Raw genomic sequence first — 6310 nt, 5'->3', positions numbered from 1 at the left:
GCGAAACATTTGTAGTTCCTTCATTTGAAAATAAAATTAGCTCTTTGTTTGACTCACGCGGGAACAATAAGCTAGTAATAGCAGCCTCACCATTGTTTGCAAATACCTCAATCGAGGAAGTATCTAAAAATAACTGAAGTCTAAACCTTTGATGATCCAACTTTAGTGGTGCTTCCTGTATAGCTGGGAAGGATGTGGAAAAGCTATGTTCTCCAGAAAGGGTTCGGTCAACAAATAACTTCTCTTCTACTGCATTATAGCCAATGACGGTTTTTTCTTGTTCAGAATGCTGTATGATCATTCCAAATTGGCTTGAACTTACTTTTTCAAAGTCGAGAGTTATTTCCATTAATGCATTCGTAAACGGAATCGATACTGTGGTGCCTGATTCAACCGCTATTGCGGGATGCGATTCCGTTTCTTTTCTAATGGTACGAACTTCAGCAACTGGCTTCTGGAATAAGCGGATGCCAGCCTTAGTTGTAGCTAGGGATAATTCTCTTGGTAAGGTCATCGCGCTCCGCCACGTTTCAGTTGGAACTTGATTTGCATAGCGCCAGTTGCTCATCCAGCCTAGATAAATACGTCTTCCATCTTGGATGTCAGACCAGCTTACACCCGCATAATTATCTCGACCGTAATCTAACCAAAGAATTGTCGAATCGTCATGGTCATTCACAAAAGTTGCCCCATCAAACTGACCGATAAAATATTGTGTTCTCGAACCCTCTGCAGATTGACCATTATCACCAATGCTCACAATCATAATCCACTTATCTTGTTCACCGTTTACAGGCAGTTTGAATAAGTCAGGACATTCCCAAACGCCATCATGTGATCCCGCGGTATGTCCAAATTCACTGGCAAACTCCCACTCTTTAAGGTTAAGAGACGTATAAATTGTAATCGTTTGGCCCGTTGCCAGAACCATCACCCATTTATTTGTCTCTTCATGCCAAAAAACTTTAGGGTCACGGTAATCGGTAATGTTCACGTCTGAAAGGACAGGATTGCCTTCATATTTTACCCACGTTCTTCCATTGTCCTTACTGTATGCTAGGCTTTGCTGCTGAAGGGGTCTATCAGACGCTGGATAGGTGCCGGCACTAGTATAAATTGCAACCAATCCTGGTTCGTTTTCTTCAAAAAATCCTGTGCTATTCTTCCAATCCACAACCGCACTCCCTGAAAAAATCGTACCCAGCTCATCAGGATATAGTGCAATCGGCAGATGTTCCCAATGAATCATATCTTTACTTACCGCATGTCCCCAGTGCATCGGACCCCAGGTCGTACCAAGTGGATGGTATTGATAGAACAAATGATATTCATCATTAAAATAGACCATTCCATTCGGATCATTCATCCACTTTTCTTTCGGTGAAAAGTGAAATTGTGGACGATACTGCTCTTTATAGGTTTGTGTCATTTTTATCGTTCCTTCTTTCTATTAGATTAGTAAAAAGGGCTGTACAATTGCCATAGCACCGTACAGCCTTAAGACTTTTTACCGTGTATTATTCCTGGTTTCGATCGTAACCTTTTTGCTTAATCTCTAGCCATTCTTGTAGTCCAAGTCGATCTAATTCTGCTAGATATTCATTCCATTCTTTTTCAACGCCGCCATTTGCAATCCATTCCGCACGTTTTCGCTTAATATAAGCAAACAAATCCGTTTCGATCACAGAAATTCGGTCTAGGTCCTCTATTGAGAAAAATACACGTGGGTAAATATTATCAGCTTCCATGTAAGGAACCATTACCTCTTTCATTAAGTTCAATCTCCAAGCGGCATCATCTGGTTTTGTAGTCACCGTACCGTAGTAGCTGTCTAAGATTGCTAGTGGGCCGCCAACAGATGTTTTTTCTCTTAATTCAACGGGTGCTGTACCCTCTAAAGGAAGATGTTTTAACATTTTTGAAGCCTCATCCATACCAAAAATGTTTTGTTGCTTTTCGTCACCATACGTACCCCAGTTATTCTGTACGGATTGAGACGGATCATAAAGCTGGTCAATCCACTTCGCTGTTAATTCAAGGTTTTTATTTGCGGATGTAACCACTAAACGTGAGCGGTCAAAGCCCATTCCATTTGTTCTTGCAACATTTTGATGTCCTTCTGGGCCTTTTAATGGAGCTAATAAATCGTAATCATCGCCCATTCCAGTGATATTTCCTTTATCCCATGTAAAGTACAAACCATATTTTTTGTCTCGGCCTTTTGCAAGATACGTGTTCCAATCATGCTCAAATGCCTCGATATCGATTAATCCTTCATTGTATAAATCATTGAACCAGCTAATGGCCTTTTTATAGCTTTCATCAGCTGCAGTAAGTTTTACCTCTCCATCATTCGTTACCACCGTGAAATCCCAGTTATCGCCTAGACCAAATGCCCCGAATAATGAATGGGGATCCTGTCCGCCATCATTGATAATGAATGACATTGGGATCTCGTCCGCTTCACCATTACCATTTGGATCCTGGGTTTTAAAAGCAAGTAAGACTTTCTTTAACTCTTCGGTTGTTTTTGGAACCTCTAATCCTAATTTGTTTAACCATTCCATATTAATCCACGGGAATGCATCAAGGGAATGAATACTTTCTTTTCCTTCACCTAACTCCTCAATCCATGGAAAAGCATAGATATGACCATCAGGCGCCGTCATCATTGCTTTGTACTGAGGTGCTTTTTCAAGAACGGCTTGCAGGTTCGGCATATATTGAATTAAATCCTCAACCGGAACAATGACTCCATCCTTCGCATGCTTCAATAATTCATAATCGCTGAAACCAGCATTAAAGATAGCATCTGGAAGCTCACCACTAGCAATGGCTAAATTACGTTTTTCATTGAATATATCCGTTGTATAGTTTCTCCAGTCGACTTTAACACTAGTTTGTTCTTCTAATCGTTGAAAAATTAACTTATCATTCGGATTCTCGGGAGCTAATGGTGAACTGGATGTCATAATCTTTAATGTTTTTTCCTCTTTCAATGGGAAGGTTACATCCTTTAGCCCATAATCCTTAGAAGAGAAACTTTCGCTGCCTCCGCTTTTACTCGTACAGCCCGTTAGCAGTAAAGACCCTGAAAGCAGTAGTGCCGAAGCAGTTGTAAGCATTCTTTTTTTCATCATAAACCCTCACTTTATTTGTTTTATTTTAAAGAACCAACCATAACTCCCTTTTCAAAATACTTTTGGAAGAATGGGTACATTATCAATAACGGTAAACTTGCAATGACAATCGATGAATAGCGGATCATTTCTGAAATCCTCATTAACTCGTTCCTTGCCTCAACATCCGCAACCATTCCAGGCTGTACTTCGTTTTGGATCAGAATCGAACGCAATACTAATTGCAATGGATGTAATTCTCGATCGTCAAGGTAGATCATGGCGTCGAAGTACGCGTTCCATTGTCCAATGAAGGCATATAATGCTAGAACAAAGATAATCGGTTTCGATAAAGGTAAAATAATACGAAAGAATATTTTCAAATCGGAGGCGCCATCGATTCTCGCCGCTTCCTTCAGCTCATTTGGAACCGCTTTAAAGTAAGTTCTAGCGAGAATAATAAACCAGACATTAACAGCACCAGGCAGGATAATCGCCCAAATCGTATTCAGCATCCCTAAATCACGGATAACAAAATACGTTGGAATTAAGCCTCCTCCAAAAAACATTGTAAATAAGAAGAAAATCATAAATACCTTTTTACCAACTAATCCATCTACCGATAACGTATATCCGGCAAAGAGACAAACGAGTACGGTCACAATCGTAAATCCAGTTGAATACAGGAGTGAGTTGAAAAATCCTCTCACAATGGTGTCATCCGTAAAGAGTCGCTTATAACCTTCTAATGACCAATCAGAGGAATGTAACGACAGTCCTTTTCGAATGATTGCATTTGGTTCTAGGAAAGACGACAGAAATACATATAATAGAGGTCCTACTATGGCAAGGATGATAATAGTTAGTAGAATATTATTGGTCAGAAGCAGAATTCGGTCGCCCTTTGCATGTTTGATTTGATTGTTCATACTTTTCCTCCTTCCTTAAACGAGTCCTTCGCCTTCGTTTAGTTTCTTAACCACTTGATTGACAACTCCAAGTAAAATTACATTTACAACGGCATTAAATAATCCGACTGCGGTTGCAAACGAGTAATCACCTGCCAGCAGCCCTCGTTTATAAACGTAAGTAGCAATAATTTCTGATGATGGCGAATTCATTGGCGTTTGCATTAAGTACGCTTTTTCAAAACCAATCCCCATGATTCCTCCAGCCGCTAAGATAAACAAGACTGCCATCACTGGCTTAAGCGTTGGAAGATCGATATGCCAGATTCGTTGTAGGAGTGACGCCCCGTCAAGTGTTGCTGCTTCATGAAGCTGCGGGTCAACGTTAGCAAGTGCGGCAACATAAACAATGGATGCCCAGCCTGCCCCTTGCCATACTCCAGACCAGATGTAGATCGTTCTAAAATAATCCGGGTCAGACATGAATGATATCGGCTTATCTAAAAAGGTTGATAACACAGTATTAACAGGTCCAACCGGTGATAGAAAAAGAAAGACCATTCCCGAAACGACAACCACAGATATGAAATGCGGTGCATATAAGGCTAACTGAACATTCTTTTTAACACTTGATTTTCGCAGTTGGTTTAACATAAGAGCCAAAATAATTGGAATAGGAAATCCTATCAAAAGTTCAAAGGAACTTAATTTAATCGTGTTCATTAATATTTCGATGAAATTGGGCGACGTTAGGAAACTTGTAAAATGTTTTAAACCTACCCATTCACTCCCCGTAATCCCCCTGATCGGACTAAAATCTTTAAAGGCAATCGTCGCCCCGTATATGGGGATGTACTTAAATATAATTGTAAGAATAACGGCAGGTGCAATAAGTAAATAAAGAATGTAGTTCTTTTTAATGTACAAAAGGTTGTTGCTTAGTTTTGTAGTTGTTGCTGGTTTACTAACCGGTATGGTTTGCTCTGCTTTTACTATTTCTTCCACTCTCTTACCCTCCTATCAACTTAGTTCTGTTGAAAGCACTTTCAACTTGGGTTTAATATAACAAAATGGGTAGAATTAAGAGTTTAATATTTTTGGTTGAGGCATTTTAAAATTTTCGGGAGTTGATATCGCTTTCACTCTATTTTTTCGATATGATGGGAAGGAGAAAGGATGTGGGATATGCCATACAAAGCCCGTAGTGAATCAGTAGTATTAAAGACTCTTAGAATCTTAAACAAACGAATGAAATTAACCGAGGATGATCAAAGGTATTATCAAAACCAAGAAAAAGGATATGAAGGGGAAGTACAATTTGATGTATTTACGGAGATGCTTCAACGTAATTGCTATATTTTGAACGATTTGCTGCTTAAAAATAACAAGTCAAGTTTCCAACTTGATTCATCCCTCATTTTTCAAGGGACTTTTTCCCTTTTTGAAGTGAAAAATTTCGAAGGCGAGTATGTTTATGATGCTGAATATTTTAAAACACTCAGCGGACTAGATATCCAGAACCCGTTGGACCAACTAAAACGAAGCAAATTAATGCTGAGTCAGCTTCTTCAATCGCTAGGGAGTAAACTAACAGTTGAAGCATATGTCATTTTCATTAACCCCCAGTTTACGTTATACCAAACTCCACCCGACCTGCCTTTTATTCTCCCTACCCAACTTGACCGTTTTATAAGCAAATTGGATCAAAAACCTTCACTGCTCAATCAGTCGCATAAAAATCTAGCGGACAAACTCATTTCATTACACCAAACAGAATCACCCTATACCCAGTTGCCTGCCTATGAGTATGAGACAATAAAAAAAGGGATGACCTGCTGCAAATGTGACTCCTTTGCCGTGACGATAGTTGGGAAGAAATTAATCTGTGATAAATGCGGGTGTATAGAACTGGTAACAGTTGCTGTTATGCGGAATGTTGAGGAATTTAAGCTTCTCTTTCCGGAGCAAAAAATCACGACAAACGTTATTCATGAATGGTGTGGCGTAGTCGATTCTAGGAAAAGAATTAGCAGAGTTCTGGGCAAGAATCTTAAAATTACAGGTCTTGGCCAATGGGCGTTTTATGAATGAAGGATATTCAATTTATTAAATTTTGTCCTTAAGACATGGTCTTAAGGGCATTTTTTTAATTTGGTATTTTGTAGATTGATTGAAGACATATCTTTTTTACTTCTGCTAGTTTTGTCCTCAATATCCTTGATTGGGGACGAATCCTCATTGGGCTCAAGCTCGTTTTGTCCTCAATACCCTTGATTGAGGACC

General features: G+C 39.4%; 5 protein-coding genes. 1 reads left to right on the top strand and 4 read right to left on the bottom strand.

The genetic code is table 11. From position 1 onward, the window contains the following. The 4 genes from CHI06_RS00485 to CHI06_RS00470 all read right to left on the bottom strand — a co-directional run. The coding region (locus tag CHI06_RS00485; protein ID WP_095246456.1) for a glycoside hydrolase family 32 protein at positions 1 to 1429 on the bottom strand (1429 nt) is incomplete at its 3' end. A gap of 88 nt (positions 1430 to 1517) precedes the next feature. Continuing rightward, entirely contained in the window at positions 1518 to 3140 is a 1623-nt protein-coding gene (locus tag CHI06_RS00480; protein WP_373558121.1) for an ABC transporter substrate-binding protein, read from the bottom strand. Between the two features lie 20 nt (positions 3141 to 3160). Further along, on the bottom strand, positions 3161 to 4048 hold the full coding sequence (locus CHI06_RS00475) for a carbohydrate ABC transporter permease (RefSeq protein WP_095246454.1): 888 nt from the start codon (positions 4046 to 4048) through the stop codon (positions 3161 to 3163). A gap of 15 nt (positions 4049 to 4063) precedes the next feature. Further along, positions 4064 to 5002, bottom strand: a complete 939-nt coding sequence (locus CHI06_RS00470) for an ABC transporter permease (protein WP_257009116.1) — start codon at positions 5000 to 5002, stop codon at positions 4064 to 4066. Positions 5003 to 5212: 210 nt separating this feature from the next. Between CHI06_RS00470 and CHI06_RS00465 the strand changes: the two genes are divergently transcribed. After that, positions 5213 to 6118, top strand: coding sequence for a nuclease-related domain-containing protein (locus CHI06_RS00465; RefSeq protein ID WP_095246457.1), 906 nt, complete (start codon positions 5213 to 5215; stop codon positions 6116 to 6118). Positions 6119 to 6310 lie beyond the last annotated feature (192 nt).

It is taken from the genome of Bacillus sp. 7884-1 (genome assembly GCF_002272245.1).
Classification (GTDB): Bacteria; Bacillota; Bacilli; order Bacillales; family Cytobacillaceae; genus Neobacillus.
Note: the sequence above shows the minus strand (reverse complement) of the source record. Positions and strands in the feature narration are given on the sequence as shown.

Coding starts and splice junctions, on each gene's coding strand:
- CHI06_RS00475 (WP_095246454.1), bottom strand. CDS start 4,048: ATGAACAATCAAATCAAACATGCAAAGGGCGACCGAATTCTGCTTCTG.
- CHI06_RS00465 (WP_095246457.1), top strand. CDS start 5,213: ATGCCATACAAAGCCCGTAGTGAATCAGTAGTATTAAAGACTCTTAGA.
- CHI06_RS00480 (WP_373558121.1), bottom strand. CDS start 3,140: ATGATGAAAAAAAGAATGCTTACAACTGCTTCGGCACTACTGCTTTCA.